This window comes from Pelomicrobium sp. G1, assembly GCF_051905455.1.
In the GTDB taxonomy this organism is placed as follows: Bacteria; Pseudomonadota; Gammaproteobacteria; order Burkholderiales; family UBA6910; genus Pelomicrobium.
The window spans coordinates 1-306 of the sequence record NZ_JBQACR010000251.1; the positions used below are offsets into that span (position 1 = coordinate 1).

Annotated in this window: 1 pseudogene; it reads left to right on the forward strand. The window is 65.7% G+C overall.

Features of this window, described 5'->3' with window-relative positions:
• Window positions 1–125: 125 nt before the first annotated feature.
• Window positions 126–306 (forward strand): annotated as a pseudogene (locus ACTFO6_RS18390) (CbbX protein); the annotation flags it as partial.

Genomic DNA, 306 nt, shown 5'->3' on the forward strand with positions numbered 1-306 from the left:
GGCCGGTCACCTCCATCGCCCTCGCCCCTGCCCTGGTGCAGCGCCTGGCCGGTGCGCAGAAACGACGGGAGATGGAGGCGGGGGTTGTGTTGGCCGCATGAGACCGTTTTCGGGATAGTCAAGCCATGAGCAGCGAAGCCCAGCAGAAGATCGAAGCGCCAGCGCTGGATGCTGTGGACCTGGAGGCGGAATTCCGCGCTTCCAACGTGCAAGAAGTGCTGGATCAGCTCGATCGGGAGCTGGTGGGGCTTGCGCCGGTGAAGATGCGTATCCGCGAGATCGCGGCCCTGCTGCTGGTGGACCGGG